The 16,562-nt window shown below is 61.7% G+C and carries 12 protein-coding genes and 4 pseudogenes; 8 read left to right on the top strand and 8 right to left on the bottom strand.

What is annotated here, in order from left to right; translation table 11 throughout:
• Positions 1 to 224 precede the first annotated feature (224 nt).
• The 3 genes and pseudogenes from M2427_RS42155 to M2427_RS42150 form a co-directional block, all read left to right on the top strand.
• Positions 225 to 545: pseudogene (locus tag M2427_RS42155) on the top strand (IS66 family transposase); the annotation flags it as partial.
• Positions 526 to 1,699 (top strand): annotated as a pseudogene (locus M2427_RS28995) (IS66 family transposase); the annotation flags it as partial. The pseudogenes M2427_RS42155 and M2427_RS28995, both read left to right, overlap by 20 nt.
• A gap of 9 nt (positions 1,700 to 1,708) precedes the next feature.
• A complete protein-coding gene (locus M2427_RS42150; protein ID WP_348521955.1) occupies positions 1,709 to 1,819 on the top strand; it encodes a transposase domain-containing protein in 111 nt (36 codons plus the stop codon).
• A gap of 234 nt (positions 1,820 to 2,053) precedes the next feature.
• Here M2427_RS42150 and M2427_RS28990 read toward each other — a convergent pair whose 3' ends face one another.
• Positions 2,054 to 2,551: a hypothetical protein gene (locus tag M2427_RS28990; protein WP_280710292.1), complete on the bottom strand. Its 498-nt coding sequence runs from the start codon at positions 2,549 to 2,551 to the stop codon at positions 2,054 to 2,056.
• 187 nt (positions 2,552 to 2,738) lie between these two features.
• On the opposite strand from M2427_RS28990, the pseudogene M2427_RS28985 reads away from it, so the two are divergent.
• The 4 genes and pseudogenes from M2427_RS28985 to M2427_RS28970 all read left to right on the top strand — a co-directional run.
• A pseudogene (locus M2427_RS28985) lies at positions 2,739 to 2,988 on the top strand (IS3 family transposase); the annotation flags it as partial.
• A gap of 210 nt (positions 2,989 to 3,198) precedes the next feature.
• Positions 3,199 to 3,471: pseudogene (locus tag M2427_RS28980) on the top strand (transposase); the annotation flags it as partial.
• A 1,783-nt stretch (positions 3,472 to 5,254) separates the two neighbouring features.
• Positions 5,255 to 6,103 carry a hypothetical protein gene (locus M2427_RS28975; RefSeq protein WP_280710291.1) on the top strand — a complete coding sequence of 283 codons (849 nt, stop codon included), beginning with the start codon at positions 5,255 to 5,257 and terminating at the stop codon, positions 6,101 to 6,103.
• Positions 6,093 to 6,506: a hypothetical protein gene (locus M2427_RS28970; RefSeq protein ID WP_280710290.1), complete on the top strand. Its 414-nt coding sequence runs from the start codon at positions 6,093 to 6,095 to the stop codon at positions 6,504 to 6,506. The genes M2427_RS28975 and M2427_RS28970 overlap by 11 nt, the downstream gene beginning before the upstream one ends.
• Positions 6,507 to 6,570: 64 nt before the next feature.
• Here the strand turns inward: M2427_RS28970 and M2427_RS28965 are convergent, their stop codons facing one another.
• Positions 6,571 to 7,794, bottom strand: coding sequence for an AMP-binding protein (locus M2427_RS28965; protein WP_280710289.1), 1,224 nt, complete (start codon positions 7,792 to 7,794; stop codon positions 6,571 to 6,573).
• 86 nt (positions 7,795 to 7,880) lie between these two features.
• Between M2427_RS28965 and M2427_RS28960 the strand changes: the two genes are divergently transcribed.
• Entirely contained in the window at positions 7,881 to 9,035 is a 1,155-nt protein-coding gene (locus tag M2427_RS28960) for an AGE family epimerase/isomerase (RefSeq protein WP_280710288.1), read from the top strand.
• Here M2427_RS28960 and M2427_RS28955 read toward each other — a convergent pair.
• From M2427_RS28955 to M2427_RS28930, 6 genes are all read right to left on the bottom strand, one after another.
• On the bottom strand, positions 9,032 to 9,871 hold the full coding sequence (locus M2427_RS28955; RefSeq protein ID WP_280710287.1) for an ABC transporter ATP-binding protein: 840 nt from the start codon (positions 9,869 to 9,871) through the stop codon (positions 9,032 to 9,034). The genes M2427_RS28960 and M2427_RS28955 overlap by 4 nt on opposite strands.
• Positions 9,872 to 9,996: 125 nt before the next feature.
• A complete protein-coding gene (locus M2427_RS28950; protein WP_280710286.1) occupies positions 9,997 to 11,280 on the bottom strand; it encodes an ABC transporter substrate-binding protein in 1,284 nt (427 codons plus the stop codon).
• A gap of 41 nt (positions 11,281 to 11,321) precedes the next feature.
• Positions 11,322 to 12,395: a branched-chain amino acid ABC transporter permease gene (locus tag M2427_RS28945; RefSeq protein ID WP_280710285.1), complete on the bottom strand. Its 1,074-nt coding sequence runs from the start codon at positions 12,393 to 12,395 to the stop codon at positions 11,322 to 11,324.
• A 3-nt stretch (positions 12,396 to 12,398) separates the two neighbouring features.
• Positions 12,399 to 13,292: a branched-chain amino acid ABC transporter permease gene (locus M2427_RS28940; protein WP_280710284.1), complete on the bottom strand. Its 894-nt coding sequence runs from the start codon at positions 13,290 to 13,292 to the stop codon at positions 12,399 to 12,401.
• A 301-nt stretch (positions 13,293 to 13,593) separates the two neighbouring features.
• Entirely contained in the window at positions 13,594 to 15,525 is a 1,932-nt protein-coding gene (locus M2427_RS28935; protein ID WP_280710283.1) for a long-chain fatty acid--CoA ligase, read from the bottom strand.
• A complete protein-coding gene (locus M2427_RS28930) occupies positions 15,522 to 16,343 on the bottom strand; it encodes an ABC transporter ATP-binding protein (protein ID WP_280710282.1) in 822 nt (273 codons plus the stop codon). The genes M2427_RS28935 and M2427_RS28930 overlap by 4 nt, the downstream gene beginning before the upstream one ends.
• Between the last annotated feature and the right edge of the window lie 219 nt (positions 16,344 to 16,562).

Raw genomic sequence — 16,562 nt, 5'->3', positions numbered from 1 at the left:
GGCTGTACAGAGGATGGTGGGGGTCTCGAACTTCGACCACCTCCGGAAATGATTCGTCAGATTCACTATTAGGGACATTCCTCAATCCCCTCGCTAGATGGGCTGGACTGGAAGAAGGTTCGACCGGTGGCTGTGAAGCGGCCGCAATCGATGGGCTGAAAGACCTGTGGCATTTTGAATCAGGTATTTGGAAAGTTTGGAAAAGCGGCCGCGAACATGCTGTGATGGCGGCGATGAAGATGGCCGCTGCAGAGCTTCCTGACGACGTTGATGCGCTGAAGGCGATGATCATCGCCATGGCTGAGCAGCAGGCGTCACTGGAGGCACGCACCAGCCATCTTGAAGTGGTGAGCAAGACGGCCGACGAGCGGATTGCGACGCTGACGGCGATCGTGAGGATGCTGGAGCGGTCGCGCTACGGTACTCGCTCCGAGCGCCTGCGCGGCGCGACATTGAGCGACGAGCAGCACGCCTTCGCGTTCGACGAGATCAATACCGGCCTGGCGGCGATCGAAGCCGAGCTTGATGGCAGCGCTGGGGACAAGCCGAAACGTGCGCCGCGTTCCCGAAAAGGCTTCGCGGCTGATCTGGAGCGGGTTGAGATTGTCATCGAACCTGAGTTCCCGCCGGTTGCGAGGGGCTGGAGAAGGTTCAGATCGGCGAGGACGTATCGGAGCGTCTGGACGTGGCGCGGGCGAAGTTCCGAGTAATTGTCACACGCCGCCCGAAATACGCCTACCGGAATCGCGATGGTGTGATCCAGGCGCCGGCGCCGGCCCATATCATTGAGAGCGGCATCCCGACCGAAGCGCTTCTGGCCCAGATCGCGGTCTCCAAATATGCCGATGGCCTGCCGCTGTATCGGCAGGAAGCCATCTATGCGCGGGACCGGGTTGAGCTGGACCGCTCGCTGATGGCGCAGTGGATGGGCAAGGTTGGCTTCGAACTGCAGCCTTTGGCGGACTACGTTCTGGAACGGATCAAGCAGGGCGAACGGATATTTGCCGATGAGACCACCTTGCCGACGTTGGCTCCCGGTTCGGGCAAGACCCAAAAGGCCTGGTTATGGGCCTATGCCCGTGACGACAGACCCTTTGGCGGCGCCGGTCCGCCCATGGTGGCCTACCGCTTCGAGGATAGCCGCAGTGGCGACTGCGTGGCGCGTCATCTGGCGGGCTACACCGGGATCCTGCAGGTCGATGGCTACTCGGCCTATACAAGGCTTGCCAAAACCGGCACCGGTTCAGGCAATGAAACGGTGACGCTGGCGGGGTGCTGGGCGCATTTGCGTCGACGGTTCTATGAGCTGCACATCAATGGCAGCTCGCGCCTTGCAACGCAGACCGTCACGGCCATGGCCGGGCTTTGGAAGATTGAAAGCGACATCCGCGGCTTTGCGCCGGCGGCCCGCATGGCCGCCCGTCAGCAGCGGTCTGCCACCATGGTGGCCGAGCTGTTCGATCTCTGGGAAATGGAGCTGCCCCGTATCTCGGGGAAGTCGAAGCTGGCGGAGGCCATCCGCTATGCCACGTCCAGGCGCAAAGTTCTCGAATGCTTCCTCACCGACGGCCGCGTTGAGATCGATTCCAATATCGTCGAGCGGGCGATACGGCCTCAAACAATTACGCGCAAGAACGCGCTGTTCGCGGGCAGCGACGGCGGCGGCCGGACATGGGCAACCATCGCAACCCTTCTGCAGACCGCCAAAATGAACGACGTCGATCCGTTAGCCTGGCTCGCGCTGACGCTCCAGCGCATCGCCAACGGTTGGCCCATCTCCCAGATCGAAAAACTCATGCCGTGGAACTACAAGATCTGAACGGCCTCAGCTTCGCGCTTACACACCAAATCGGCGTTGTCAGATCAGTCGACCCCGTGAGAAATGCGGATAGCTGGTGAGGCATGATTACCTGGAGCGTCGTCTTCAGGGCCTATACGGAGAATATCATTGAATTTTCGGGCTTTTGAATGCCTGAGCACAAGGCTACGCACCAATTAGACGATGGCGGTCGATATTGAGATTAACGGCGAGTTGCGGGACCCGCCGCCGTTCTCACCACTTGGCGGCACCGGGACTCCAAAATCCATATGCATGGCAAGGAGAACGAGCCGGATCAATCATCGCCGGCCTGTTGTTTTTGACTGTCTCGCAATCGTCCGGCAGATGGCTAATAAGCTTAAAATCCTTGCCATTTGATATATACATATACTGCTGCGTTCCATCATCATGGTTTCGAGGATCGCGCGGGAGTTCGGAAATATAAACTGGTGCCAATCCTGGAATCCAATTATCCGTCGATGGGCCCCATGCGTTTCGTCGGCCGGTCCAGCTATCGTTGACGGAATGGGGATATGAGCCGTTCTTGTCGCGGTACGCCGCAATCGCCGTGTTGAGCCTGACAAGGTCGGATACGCGCTGGACATCAGGGCCCACCTCGAACCAGTTCAGGAGCTTGAGCGTAACGGAAAAGGAAACAGCAACAGTACCGACGCAAATAAGCAGCCACCGTAGTATTGCGCGAGGCTTCACTTTAACTTTCAACTCCTGCATTGGCCTCGACGGCAAAAGCGGCGCATGCCAGTTCGCGAGGCCGAGTACGACGAAGATTAGATGACGCCAAACAGTGTCGCATCAAAGAACTAACCGTCCGGAGGTGTAGCTAAGTCCGGGTAGGATCCACTGAAACCCAGCAGGCAGTCAGACGATAGTCGGGATAGTTCCGGTCAATCAATATCGGGCACCGCTTAGGCCTAAAATAGCGCGCTTGCAGATGCTGGATAAAGCGGCATTGCGCGAGCTTCTGTCAAAAATATGGTAGGGCCTGTCGCCAAGCGCGAGCTGTCGGGCACCTGCAGGCCGTCATTGGTCTGTCGGAGCAGCGGCCAGTCGCCGGTCGCCCGACACAGAACCTGCGCGGCCAACTGCGCGAGCTTGCCAATGCTCGCAGGCAGTTCGGTTACTATCGATTGTTCGTAAGCATCCGGCGTAGCTTTCAATACCCACAAATTCTCCTACCCTGACGCCCAGCGCGATGTCGGTGAGGCGTGACAGCCCGCGCCACATGATGGTATTGCCGGGCGGCGGATCGCTGGCGCGGGCGAGATAACCGCCGAGCCGGGCGATCTTGATCAGATAGTGTGAGAACGTTTTCTGTTTTGCTTTTGGTTTGTCGTTGACGAGGCGATCGAGCACGCCGATTGGTGCCGCGACAAAACTCCACTGGTGGTAAAGCGCGTCTGGGCGGGATTAGCAAACGAGGTGACTGTTATCTCCGCCGCCTGCTCGTTAATAGCGCTCACACCGTGCTGCTCTGTTCGAAACAAGCCAAGACCGACCCTTGGCTAAGCTCCTTGCTCAGTCGAAAGCCAAGACTAGTTGCCGCAGTCGCCTTGGCCAATAAAACGGCACGTGTAGCTTGGGCGATTATGAGCAGACAGGAAACCTACCGAAATGCGACATTGGCGGCCTGACCTCTAAGGGGCGTACCGCCAGCTTGCGAGAGTGAAAACACGTGATGGCACAGTCGGTCACCCGACGGATCGAGAGAAACCTGACCGCCTCAGTGGCGTTCGAACCCGGCTCCACTGATAAGGCCGCGATCCGCGGAATCCATCAAGGCCAACCGGGCGCTTCGACAGCATCCAAAGCGCTTGCAGCTTGGAATAAAATAAAGGCGTCGGCTTAAGTGCTCGCTAGAAGCAAAAGTGCACATGCCCTTGACGCGCGGTGCGGGTTCGGCACAATCTCGCGCCCTATGGATTGGACGGCCATGCGCCGCCATTGAGCGCGTCATGGCCGTCTTTGAACAGATGAAAAGCTTGCGGCACCAAGAGCAAGTGCAGGCGCGAAAGGCAGTAACGGATTTCATTTATGCGCAAATCGCTGGCTGCGAGCTTGACGAGAAACGCCTCGTCGTGGCGGGCCTCAGGCGCCTAAAGGACCTCGAGCGTACCTGTGGCCTCACGCAATAAAAATCAAGGCGCATAGCGAGAGCCATATAGTCGAGCTGGAAAACGGGACGCCTTGGCACATATTTCCCGGCGACCTCGACGTCAATCTGATTTGGAAGCCGGATACTGACCTTACGTATTCCTCCGTTGAGGCCGTTGAGGGCCGCCTTGTTTGAGGGACGCGAACGCCGCAGGTCCTAGGTAGTCCTAGGAGAAGCGTTATGCGCGACCTCGGGAGGCGTCGGCATTCCCGCTGTCGGACGTCCTCGACGACCCGGACCTTGCGGCGGCGTTGATGTTGGCCGGTGCCGGACTGGGATTGATGCTCGAACCGAAGGCCGCATCGCATCTGACGGCGGGACGGCTCGTCAACGTCTTCGACGACTAGTGCGTCCCGTCCCAAGGGTCGCATCTCTACTATCGGAGCAGGCACGTAACGCCCGCACTTCCGGCCATGATCGATGCGCTGAGGTGGAAGTCGTCGGACGCGCAGCGCATCTAAGCCGAGGTATCGCGATCGTCGACTTCGTCTCGGATGTCTATCGACTCGATCTCAAGTCGGCATGGCAATGTTGAATGCGTTGACCGGCCCTAGGTTTTGACCCTTCTGAACACAGCTGTCACATGTTGAAGAAGATAAGCAGTACCGCGAACTTAGAATTCAGAGTTCGGAAGGTTGGCCACTCACACTCGCACTCACACCCATGCCACCCACACCATGACTCCGAACCCCACCCGCACTGGAGCGGCAGCTCAAGTGCGGGGCGACATGCAGAGGAAAGTGGCGGACCCCTTCAACAAGCTGCCAGGCCGCCTGATCTGAACCTTTAACGAGCCAGCTTCTGAACAGGTCTTACTGCGCCTCGCGTGTGTGAAATGCATTGACCGCGCTTATAGTATTGACTCAATCGTCGCATAGCAGTCGCTTTTAAAGTGGAAGAACAATGATCAGCTACAGAGCGAATCGGCACTTGAAGAGTTCAGCTGAATCGTTTGTTAAAGTCGCATCAAATAAAAAAACGTATCGCTATTTGAAATTCGTAGTTCTGTTGTATGTATCAACGTGCCAACCACAGTTGCTCCGAGAGTTCTTTTCAGGAGCTAAGCGGGAGGAGCGAAGCGCCGGAATTGTAAATCCTAGCTGCTTCACATTGCTGGGCGGACTGGTCTGCGACAGCTGCTGCGTGAAGCAAGCCGAAAATAGCCGACAGCATTTCGCCGTCGGTTTCACCTCGCAGATTGCACGTTGTCAACATCACGCCAGCGATGTCTTCGCTGCTGTGCAGGTAAGTTGGAGTAACCAATGAGAGTACCGGTTGGGGCGCAGACTAAGGCTGCGCAAACCGTGGTCGCCAAGGTCCCAAAGCATATCGTCGGACTGTTCGTCGAGCCAATTCTGATCAAAGGCGAGGAGCCAAGTCATTATTGGAATCTGGTTTCTGCGATGATCGATGATCACCAGCCGCAGAGTTCATTTGAGTGGTTTGCGCTGATCGATCTTGTCGCGAAACTATGGGAGGAGCGTTTTTATCGCCGCGCTAGTAACGCCACAATGCGCGGCGGCCAACGGCAGGCCGTGGAGGAGTTCTTGATTGAAATTCGTCCTGGCGAAGCTCGGTTGAAGTCCTCGGAAAGCAAGCCTGAACGGGAGGCGGACAAGTATTTCAGCGGGAGCAAGGAAGAGCGCGACGAAGTTCAATCGAGGCTCGCGGAATATGAGATCACGGAAGCAGAGGTCCTCGCCCGGTCAGCGCAAAATAACATCAATGCGATCGTGACGTTTGATCAGCTAGCGTCATCACGCGAACGCGGCCGCCGAAAACTCCAAAAGGAGATGAAGCAGCGCCAGGCTTCTCGGAAGGTCCAACCTTCCCAAGAGGTGAAGTCAGAATTCCAAGGTGACGTAGCTCCAACTCGCCTCGAACCTCCGCAAGTGATGCATACGAAAGCGAACGACAATTCAAAGGCGCACCATCATGGTCACCCGCGGCATTCCCAAGTAGTCGAGGGGGCAACGACAGGGAAAGTCATCCACCAGATTGCTCAGGTCGGGTCTTGCCAAGAGGGGCAACAAGATCGGGATGAACACGATCTGCCCTCGTTGACAATCGAGCTGCTCGATGAGGAAGACATCCGCCGCCATGGCCACTGAAAAGCAAATCCGGGCAAACCGGGAAAATGCCAAGCGCAGCACTGGGCCGAAGAGCCCGGCCGGGCGTTTAAAATCGAGCCGCAATGCCCTGCGCCACGGGCTGTCCATTCCGGCGTCGGCGGATCCTCTTGCGGATGTGCGGCTAGAGCCTTTTTTGCCGGAAGGCGTCAGCCAGTTACAAAGGCTGGCTGTGCTGGACATGGTACGAGTTCGCACCGAGCTGCAGCGGGTCGCCGCTGTACGGAACGGGCTTCTGGCAGACTTAGATCTGCAATCTCCCTCGCCTGAACAGGTACGGCGCTTGGCAGCATTGGAACGCTATGAGTGTCGCGCCCAGAGGCAACGCCGCCGAGCGGAAAACCAGTTTCGCTCAACAGAGCCGATGGACGATAATGTCGAGTGAGCACGGCCGCAAAAGTTGGCAAAACGAAGCCAATTTTTCCTATGGATTGAATTCGCTGTATTTCCTACCGCTCATCCGCGATCACCTTGCCATCATTTGGCAAGGCACCCAGGCCAACCAGCTCGATGCTGCCGCCGAGCTTGGTCACCGCGCGCAAGGTACCGGCGATCTCCTCCCGCAGTGCATCGCTTGCAGCTGCCGTTTCCACCTTCAACGTCATCGCATCCGCTTCGCCCTGGCGCGTGACGACGAGCCGCAGTCGTCCGAGCGCAGGATGGCGCTTGCCGATCTCGGCGATCTGCTCGGGGCGGACGAACATGCCCTTGACCTTGGTGGTCTGATCGGCGCGGCCCATCCAGCCTTTGATGCGCATATTGGTGCGGCCGCATTTGCTGGGCCCTGGCAGCGCTGCCGTGAGGTCTCCGAGCGCGAGGCGGATCCATGGATGATGCGGATCGAGCGAGGTCACCACGATCTCGCCGACATCGCCCGGCGCAACGGGATCGCCGGTGCCGGGCTTGACGATCTCCATGATCAGATCCTCGTTCACGACCATGCCATCGCGGGCCTCGGTCTCGAACGCGACAAGGCCGAGATCGGCGGTGCCGAAGGCCTGGTAGGCGTCGATGCCGCGCGCCTTGATCTCGGCCTGAAGGGAGGGTGGAAAGGCTGCGCCCGAGACCAGCGCGCGCTTGATCGAGGTGACGTCGCGGCCTGCGGTCGTAGCCGCATCGAGCAGGATCTTGAGGAAATCGGGCGTGCCGCTGTAGCCGACCGGGCGGTAGGCCTCGATCAGCTCGAATTGCTGCTCGGTATTGCCCGGGCCGGCCGGGATCACCGCGCAGCCGAGCGCGCGGGCCGACGAGTCGAAGATGAAGCCGCCGGGGGTCAGGTGGTAGCTGAAGGTGTTGAGCACGATGTCGTCGGGGCGGAAACCGGCTGCAAACAGCGCCCGCGCGCCGCGCCAGGGATCGGCCTGGCGCCCCTCCGGCTCGAAGATCGGGCCTGGGGAGGTGAAGAGGCGGGCGAATGACCCCGGGGGCGCCGCCACGAAGCCGCCGAAGGGCTGGGAGGCCTTGTGCAGGGCGGGAAGTTCCGATTTGCGCAGTACGGGAAGGCCTGCCAGCGCCGCCCTGGAGGTCACGGCGGCGGGGTCGATGCCTTTGAAGCGTTCGGCATAGGCCGGCGCGGCCAGGGCGCTTCGCAGCACGTCCGGCAGGCGGGCGAGCAGATCGGCCTCGCGCGCTGCATGCTCGCGCGTCTCGAGGGCGTCGTAATGGGCGGTCATGGCAGATCTTTCCGGGTTGGCATCCGTTGCACGCCGCCGCCCGCATAGGTATCAGACGGCCATTGGCGGGGCGTGGAGAGGACGCGATGGCGGACGAGAGCATCATTCCGGCGGAGGAGGCGGCAGGCGTCGTCGCCCGCCTGAAGCACCGCATGATCGAGGATTCGATCCCGTTGTGGTCGACCGTCGGTTGGGACCAGACCACGGGGGGCTTCATCGACCGACTGCATCGCGACGGCACGGCGGATACGGCCGCGCCGCGGCGGGTGATGGTGCAGGCCCGCCAGATCTATTGCTACGCCAAGGCGGCGCAGATGGGCTGGTATCCGCAAGGCCGCGCCATCGCGCTGAAGGGGCTCGAGCACATGTTGGCCAAGGCGAAGGGGCCCGATGGTAAGCCCGGCTATGTGCACCGTCTGACACCTGATGGTGCGGTGCTGGACGCGCGGCGCGATGCCTACGACCACGCCTTCATTCTGTTTGCGCTGGCGACCGTCTATTCGCTCGACAGGGACGCGCAAATTCGCACCGAGATCGACGCGCTGCTTGCCTTCCTCGATGGCCATCTGCGCTCGCCGCATGGCGGTGTCCACGAAGGCCTGCCGGTGACGCTGCCGCGGCGGCAGAACCCGCACATGCATCTGTTCGAGGCGATGATCGCGTGTTTCGACGCGACCCACGATCTGTCGTTCCAGAATCGTGCCGGTGAATTCTTCGCGCTGTTCCTCGCCAATCTCTACGACAAGCAGAAGCGCATCCTCACGGAGTATTTCGAGGAGGACTGGTCGAAGATCGAGCCGGTCAGCGTCGAGCCGGGCCATCAGGCGGAATGGGTCTGGCTGCTGAAAGGGTTTGAACGCATCACGGGCTGCCCGACGGGCACGCGGCGCGCAGAACTGCTGGCGACCGCGCTGCGCTATCGCGACGCGGCCACCGGCTGTGTGGTCGACGAGGGCGATGATGCCGGCAACATCCGCCGCTCGACGCGCCGGCTTTGGCCGCAGACCGAGATCGCGAAGGCGTGGATCGCACAGGCCGAGTCGGGCGAAGCGGGTGCGGCGGATGAAGCCCGCGCGGCGCTGGTGCGGCTCGAACGGCACTACCTCAGCCATCCCGTGCGGGGCGGCTGGTACGACCAGTTCGACAGCGACGGCAAATCGCTGGTCGACACCATTCCTGCGTCGTCGTTCTATCATGTGCTCTGTGCAGTCACGGAAGCGGAGCAAGTCCTGGAAGATTAGAGCCACCGCTTGCGCCGCTTGAAGCTCTTGAGGTTCTTGAAGCTCTTGCGCTGGTCGCCAGCGCCGCCGAGGTAGAATTCCTTGACGTCCTCGTTGTCGCGCAGCTCGTCGGCGGTGCCGTCGAGCACGACCTTGCCCTGTTCCATGATGTAGCCGTGGCTTGCCACCGACAGCGCGGCGCGCGCGTTCTGCTCGACCAGCAGGATGGTGACGCCGAGGTCGCGATTGATCTCCTGGATGATCGAGAAGACCTCTTTCACCAGCAGTGGCGACAGGCCCATCGACGGTTCGTCCATCAGGATCATCTTCGGGCGCGCCATCAGCGCGCGGCCGATCGCGAGCATCTGCTGCTCGCCGCCGGAAAGATAGCCGGCCAATCCGGTACGCTCCTTCAGGCGCGGGAAGTAGTTGAAGACCATATCGAGGTCGGCATCGACCTCGCGGTCCCGGCGGGTGAATGCGCCGAGCCTGAGGTTCTCCAGCGACGTCATGTCGGCGATGATGCGCCGGCCCTCCATCACCTGGAAGATGCCGCGGCGGACGATCTTGTCGGGATCGACGCCGGCGATCGGCTCGCCCTCGAACAGGATCTCGCCGCGCGTGACCTCGCCGTCCTCGGTCTTGAGCAGTCCCGAGATCGCCTTCAGCGTCGTCGACTTGCCGGCACCATTGGCGCCGAGCAGCGCCACGATCGCGCCCTTCGGCACGTCGAGGCTGAGGCCGCGCAGCACCAGGATGACGTCGTCATAGACGACCTCGATGTTGCGCACGGCGAGGAGGGGCGGTGCAGGGACGACGGTGGGGGTGGTGCGAGATGCTTCGAGGGTGTCAGTCATGATGGGTGCCGCCAATTTGCCGCGCTCGTCATGCCCGGGCTTGTCCCGGGCATCCACGTACTTCGTACCGATTGGTTAGGCGTGGATGGCCGGGACAAGCCCGGCCATGACGCCTGAGGTTGGGCTCACCAGCCAAACCATTCCGGCTTGCGCGGCAGCTCGACCGACTTGACCTTCTCGAGCTTGATCGTGCCCTTGGCCATGAGGTCGTTGATGTCGCCATCGGTCGCGCCCGAGACCTTCGTGCGATAGAGGTCGACCTTCATGGTCCCGCGATGGTCCTTTTCGGTCCAGGTCGAGGGATTGCAGACGCCTTCCATGCCTGACGGCACCCAGTCCTTCTTCTGATAGAAGCCCTTGGCGACGTTCTCTCCGGTGGCGCCGCCGTTCTTGGCGGCCCAATCGAGCGCCTCCTTCAGGTAAAGAGCCGAGCAGACAGCCGCGACGTAATGCACGGGGCGGTAGACCTTGCCTGAAGGGTCGGACATCTTGGAGATTTCGATCAACGTCTTCATGCCGGGCGCATCTCCGCCCCAGCTCACTGCCGTGCGCAGCGGGAACACCACGCCGTCGGCAGCGTCGCCGGCAGCCTTCGCGCCGGCCTCGTCCATGCCCCAGACGTTGCCGAGGAACTGAACGTCCACGTTGGCCGCCTTGCACGCCTTCAGCACCGAAACGTTGGACTGCGGCGTGTTGCCGAGATAGGCGTAGTTCGCACCCGAGCTCTTCAGGCTCAGGCACTGGCTGCTGTAGTCGCCCGGGCTGAGCGCGAACACCAGCGGCGGCAGCACTTCGAAACCGAGCTCGGTGGCCAGCGCCTCGCCGGCGGCCTTCGGCGCGTTGGGGTAGGGATGGTTGGCGCCCATGTGGACGTATTTCGGCTTGCCCGGCTTGCCCTTGGCCTTCCAGTCCTCCGCCGCCCACATCAGCATCGCGCGCAGCGCGTCCGAATAGGTCGGGCCGTAGAAGAAATTGTACGGCGCGGGCTTGGCCTTGCCGCTGGTGCCTTCGGGGTCCGACAGAGCCGCAGCGTAGGAGCCGGACATGTCGGGAATCTTGTCCTGGGCGAGGAAGCCGGTCAGTGCCTCGGTATCCGCCGTGCCCCAGCCCATGATGGCGGCGACCTTGTTGTCCGGCGCCGACCACTTCTTGTACAGCGCGATCGCCTTCGGCACCTGGTAGCCGTAATCATTGGTGTCGACGTTGAGCTGCTTGCCGCCGACGCCGCCATTCTTGTTGACCCAAGCGAAGGTGTCGGCGACGGCCTGGCCGAAGGGGGTGCCGACGTCGGCCGTGCCGCCCGAGCGGTCCTCGAGATGGCCGATTGCGATCTGCGCCTGTGCGCCGGCCGAAAATGCGGCGATGACAAGCGCGAGTGAAGCGGTGCTCAAAAGGGCTCTTGTCTTCATTGGTGGTCTCCTCCTGTTATTGGTTGTTGAGATAGCCGCGCTCAATACGAGAACGGGTAGAGTTTCCAATAGGCCTTGATCTGCCGCCAGCGATGCGCGAGGCCATCAGGTTCGAACATCAGAAACACGATGATGATGAGCCCGATCGCGATCTCGCGCAGAAATGTGAGATTGTTGTTGAGCGCCAGCGCATGGTCGATCGCGCCGCCCTTCAGGTGCAGGCTGATCCATTCCATCGCCTCAGGCAGCAGCACCACGAAGGCCGTGCCCATCAGCGTGCCCATGATCGAACCGGTGCCACCGATGATGATCATCGCGAGGAACAGGATCGAGCGCTCGATGCCGAAACCTTCTTGCGACACCACGAGCTGGTAGTGCGCAAAGAGCGCGCCGGCGATGCCGGCGAAAAAGGCGGCAAGCCCGAATGACAGCGTGCGGTATTTGGTGAGGTTGATGCCCATGATCTCGGCGGAGAGATAATGGTCGCGGATCGCCACCAGCGCGCGGCCGTCGCGCGTGCGCATCAGATTGGTGACGAGGATGTAGCTTGCCAGCACATAGGCCAGCACCACGTAGAAATATTGCCGGTCGCCGCGCAGCGTGTAGCCGAAGATGGAGAACGGCTCGGCGCTCGCCGGCACCGATCCGCCGGAAAACCATTCGGCGCGGGAGAAGAAGTCGAGCAGGATGTATTGTGCGGCAAGGGTGGCGATGACGAGATAGAGCCCCTTGAGCCGCGCCGCCGGGATGCCGAAGATCAACCCCACCAGTGCAGTGACGACACCGGCGAGCGGGATCGCGAAGAACACCGGGATCGGTGCGTTGTTGGAGATATAGGCCGACGAGAAAGCGCCAAGCAGAAAAAAGGCGGCGTGGCCGATCGAGATCTGGCCGGTGAAGCCGACCAGGATGTTCAGTCCCAGCGCAGCAATCGAGAAGATGCCGATCTGGATCAGGATGCTGAGCCAGTATCCGCCGATGAATTGCGGCACGAGGCAGAGCAAAAGCACGCCGAGAATTGCAAAATTCCGGCTGGTCGTGGTCGGGAAGATCGTGGTGTCGGCCGCATAGGAGGTGCGGAAATCACCAGCGGGGATGAGGGAAGGGCCGGCCATGGGTCAGATCCGCTCGATGTCGTGGGTGCCGAACAGGCCGTAAGGCTTGATCATCAGCACGATGATGAGGACGTAGAACGGTGCGATCTCGTAGAGATTGCCCCAGTGCAGGTACTGGCTATCGACATATTGCGCGATGTTCTCGAGCAGGCCGATGATGATGCCGCCGAGCACGGCGCCGCCGACGGAATCGAGCCCGCCGAGGATCGCCGCCGGAAACACTTTTATGCCGTAGGCGGCAAGGCCTGAGGAGACGCCGTTCACCACGGCGACGACGACGCCGGCGACGGCCGAGACGGTTGCGGAGATCGCCCAGGCCATCGCAAACACGCTCTTGACGGAAATGCCGAGCGACTGCGCCACCTGCTGGTTGAACGCGGTGGCCCGCATCGCAAGGCCGTATTTCGACGCGCGGAAGAACCAGGCCATGCCGATCATCATAGCCACCGACACGATCAGGCTCATGACATAGACGGTCTGGATCTGGAGGCCGAACAGAGCGACCGACTGGCTCTCGAACACGCGGGGGAACGGCTGCGGGTTGACGCCGAACATCCATTTCAGCGTCGCCTGCAGCACGGTGGAGAGTCCGATCGTCACCATGATCACCGAGATGATCGGCTCGCCGATCATCGGCCGCAGGATCAGGACCTGGATCGCGATGCCGAACACGAACATGAACACCAGCGTGATCGGCATGCCGATCCAGAATGGCACCTGATACTTGGCGAGCAGCGCCCAGCACACCCAGGCGCCGACCAGCAGCAATTCACCCTGCGCAAAGTTGACGACCTGCGTCGCCTTGTAGATCAGCACGAACGACATCGCGACCACGCCATAGAGCGTGCCGACGACGAGGCCGTTGACCAGAAGCTGGATGAGGAAGGCGGTGTTCATGTGTGATTGACCTTTCGCCTCTCCCCGCTTGCCGCCGGGCATCTGAATGGCATGAGCGCTAACGCCTCCGCGACGTCATGGCCGGGCAAAAGCGCGAAGCGCGTCTTCGCGCAGATGTCCCGGCCATCCACCCCTAACCACGTGGAGCGAAGAACGTGGATGCCCGGGACGAGCCCGGGCATGACGACCTTTTTCGAAGGCTCAATTGCGCAAGCCCTCACCCGGATCGCTGACGCGCTCCGGCCGCTCCCCGCAGGCGGGGAGAGGCGAAGGGAAGCGTCGGGTTGGGCTGAAAGTAAGTTCACTCCGCGGCCTCCGCCATGGGGCCGCGTCCGCCGAGGTCCACGACCCTAAGCGTGGTGCGCACACGTTGCGTGGTGCCGTCCTGGAAGCGGATCACGGTGTCGACGGGGATGTCGGCATCGCCGCAGTAGATGGCGTCGATGATGCCAGCGTACTTCTCGTTGATGACGCCGCGGCGCACCTTTCTCGTGCGGGTGAGCTCGCCGTCGTCGGCGTCGAGCTCCTTGTAGAGCAAGAGGAAGCGCGAGATGCGCTGCGCCGGCGGCAGCGTGGCGTTGACGGTCTCGACCTCCTTCTGCAGCAGCGCATAGACCTCGGGCCGCGAGGCAAGGTCGCTATAGGTCGTGAAGGAGAGGCGGTTCTTCTCGGCCCATTTCGAGATGATGGAGTAGCGGATGCAGATCATCGCCGCGAGCGCGTCACGCCCCGCGCCCAGCACCACGGCTTCGGCGATATAGGGCGAGAATTTCAGCTTGTTCTCGATGAACTGCGGCGAGAAGCGTTCGCCGCGTGAGGTCTCGGCGAGGTCCTTGATGCGGTCGATGACGACGAGTTGGCGGTTGGCGTTGAAATAGCCGGCATCGCCCGACAGCATCCAGCCATCCCTGATGTCGGCGACGCTGGCTTCCGGGTTCTTGTAATAGCCGAGGAACATGTTGGGATGCCGCACCACGATCTCCCCGACGCCGTGGACGTCGGCATTGTCGATGCGGATCTCGACATTATCCGCCATCGGCACGCCTGTCGTGTCGGGATCGACCTTGCCTTCGGGATGCAGCGTGTAGGCGCCCAGCAATTCCGTCTGGCCGTAGAGCGTGCGCAGCGGCACGCCCATGGCCTGGAAGAATTTGAAGGTATCCGGCCCGAGCGCCGCTCCGCCGGTGGCGGCCGAGCGCAGTCGGGTGAAGCCGAGCCGATCGCGTAGCGCGCGGAACAGGATCGCGTTCGCAAAGCCCGAGCGTTTGCCCTGGTCGAGTGCGGCCAGGCCCGACGTCATGCCGATGTCGAACAGGCGCTGCTTGAAGGGCGTTGCGTCCATCACCTTGGCGCGGACGTCGGCGGCGATCGATTCCCAGACCCGTGGGGCAAAGAGCACGAATGTCGGAGCGATCTCGCGCAGATCGTTCATCATCGTGTCGGGCTCTTCGACGAAGTTGATCTTCATCCGGCAGAGCAGGCCTTTGCCGAGCACATAGACCTGCTCCATGATCCAGGGCAGCGGCAGCACCGAGACGTATTCGTCGTCGGGTCCCTTCGGATCGAAGGTGAGATAGGTCGCGCAATGGCCGAGCACGCGGCCGGCGGCGAGCATCGCGAGTTTCGGATGTGACGTCGTGCCTGAGGTGGTGCAGAGGATCGCGACGTCCTCACCCTTGGTGGCATCGACGAGCTTGTCGTAAAGCTCCGGCTCTCGCGCGGCGCGGGCACGGCCGAGCTCGGCGAATTTCTCGGCCGACATCAGGCGCGGGTCATCATATTTCCGCATGCCGCGCGGGTCGGAATAGATGATGTGCTTGAGATCAGGCACGCGCTCGGCCAGCGCCAGCAGCTTGTCGACCTGCTCCTCGTCCTCGGCGAAGACCAGCTGCGCTTCGCCATAGTTGAGGAGATAGGACGCCTCCTCATCGAGCACGTCGCGATAGAGCCCGAGGCTCAATCCGCCGATCGCGTGGGTTGCCACTTCGGCCGCAATCCAGTCCGGCCTGTTATCGCCGATGATGCCGATGACGTCGCCGCGACCAAGGCCGAGCTCGACGAGGCCGAGCGCGAAGTCGCGCACGCGGGTCTGATAGTCGTTCCAGGTGAAAGGGCGCCAGAGGCCGAGATCTTTTTCGCGCAGCGCGATCTCGCTGCCATGCTCTTTGGCATTGAGCCGGAGCATCTTCGGATAGGTGTCGGCCTGGGCGACGCGGGCGGCGTAATCCATCATGCCGCGCACTCCGGGGCGGCGGGGCGGTCGTCCGGATCGACCAGCACCTCGTCTTCTTCGCCGAGATAGGCGCGCTTGACGTGCGGATCGGCCAGCACCGCCGCGGGATCGCCCTCGGCGATCTTGCGGCCGAAATCCAGCACCATGACGCGGTGGGAGATGTCCATCACCACGCCCATGTCGTGCTCGATCATGACGACCGTCATGCCGAACTCTTCGTTGAGATCGACGATGTAGCGGGCCATGTCCTCCTTCTCCTCGAAATTCATGCCGGCCATCGGCTCGTCGAGGAGGATGAGGCGCGGCTCCAGCGCCATGGCGCGGGCGAGTTCGACGCGCTTGCGCAGGCCGTAGGAGAGGGTACCGGCGGTGGCCTTGCGCACCGACTGGAGGTCGAGGAAGTCGATGATCTCTTCCACCTTGCGGCGATGCTCGAGCTCTTCCTTGCGCGCGCCGGTGAGCCAGTACAGCGAGCCCGTGAGGAAGTTGTTCTTCAAGAGGTGATGGCGGCCGACCATGATGTTGTCGAGCACGCTCATATGGTGGAACAGCGCCAGGTTCTGGAAGGTGCGGCCGATGCCGAGCTTGGGGCGGGCATTCGGCGTCAGGCCGGTGATGTCGCGGCCCTGGTAGAACAGCTGGCCTTCGGTCGGCTTATAGCGACCGGAAATACAATTCACGATCGAGGTCTTGCCGGCCCCGTTGGGGCCGATGATCGAGAACAGCTCGCCCTCGTTGATGGCGAAGCTGACATCGGTCAGCGCGCGAACGCCGCCGAACCGCAGGGACACGCCGCGCACTTCGAGACTGGTAGCCACCAAACAAATCCCTCCCGGTGATGGCGCGTTCAGCGGCGCTCTTCGTCGGTTCCTCCCGGGCGATCCTAGTACGGTCGTGCCGGTGAGGCCATGCAGCACATGGTCTCGACCGGAGTCCCGCCACTCTCGTCCCGTAGGGGATCAAAAGCCGCATCACCCGAGGTGGCTCTCAATAGGGGAAAGCGCTATTTTGAAATGTCTCCGGCCTGACAATTCTGC

The sequence above is a fragment of the Bradyrhizobium sp. BR13661 genome, assembly GCF_029892425.1.
Classification (GTDB): domain Bacteria; phylum Pseudomonadota; class Alphaproteobacteria; order Rhizobiales; family Xanthobacteraceae; genus Bradyrhizobium.
Note: the sequence above shows the minus strand (reverse complement) of the source record. Positions and strands in the feature narration are given on the sequence as shown.

Coding starts and splice junctions, on each gene's coding strand:
- M2427_RS28945 (WP_280710285.1), bottom strand. CDS start 12,395: ATGGCCGGCCCTTCCCTCATCCCCGCTGGTGATTTCCGCACCTCCTAT.
- M2427_RS28960 (WP_280710288.1), top strand. CDS start 7,881: ATGGCGGACGAGAGCATCATTCCGGCGGAGGAGGCGGCAGGCGTCGTC.
- M2427_RS28975 (WP_280710291.1), top strand. CDS start 5,255: ATGAGAGTACCGGTTGGGGCGCAGACTAAGGCTGCGCAAACCGTGGTC.
- M2427_RS28950 (WP_280710286.1), bottom strand. CDS start 11,280: ATGAAGACAAGAGCCCTTTTGAGCACCGCTTCACTCGCGCTTGTCATC.
- M2427_RS42150 (WP_348521955.1), top strand. CDS start 1,709: ATGAACGACGTCGATCCGTTAGCCTGGCTCGCGCTGACGCTCCAGCGC.
- M2427_RS28990 (WP_280710292.1), bottom strand. CDS start 2,551: ATGCAGGAGTTGAAAGTTAAAGTGAAGCCTCGCGCAATACTACGGTGG.
- M2427_RS28970 (WP_280710290.1), top strand. CDS start 6,093: ATGGCCACTGAAAAGCAAATCCGGGCAAACCGGGAAAATGCCAAGCGC.
- M2427_RS28940 (WP_280710284.1), bottom strand. CDS start 13,292: ATGAACACCGCCTTCCTCATCCAGCTTCTGGTCAACGGCCTCGTCGTC.
- M2427_RS28965 (WP_280710289.1), bottom strand. CDS start 7,794: ATGACCGCCCATTACGACGCCCTCGAGACGCGCGAGCATGCAGCGCGC.
- M2427_RS28955 (WP_280710287.1), bottom strand. CDS start 9,871: ATGACTGACACCCTCGAAGCATCTCGCACCACCCCCACCGTCGTCCCT.
- M2427_RS28935 (WP_280710283.1), bottom strand. CDS start 15,525: ATGATGGATTACGCCGCCCGCGTCGCCCAGGCCGACACCTATCCGAAG.